1 protein-coding gene is annotated in these 245 nt (G+C 70.2%); it reads left to right on the top strand.

Features of this window, described 5'->3' with window-relative positions; genetic code table 11:
* On the top strand, positions 1-245 hold a 245-nt coding region (locus AC3XQU_RS24565; protein WP_489876722.1), incomplete at both ends, for a hypothetical protein.

Here is a 245-nt window from a genome sequence, read left to right as displayed (position 1 = left end):
CGGCCCGTTCGTCAACGTGCTCCGCCGCCGCGGTCTGCCGGGCGCCGCGGCCACGGGACTGGCGTTTGTGGCGCTCCTGCTCCTGCTGGCCGGCGTTGGGACGGTCATCTACTTCTCCGTCCGGAGCCAGTGGGCCGAGCTGGCGCAGCAGGCCTCCTCGGGACTGGACGAGCTGGAGCAGTTCCTGCTCACCGGTCCAATTCCGATCGACCGGGAGCAGCTGAACCAGGCACGGGAGGGGATCA

It is taken from the genome of Telluria sp. AZSoR62 (assembly GCF_058111565.1).
This window is presented reverse-complemented; position numbering and strand designations above follow the sequence as displayed.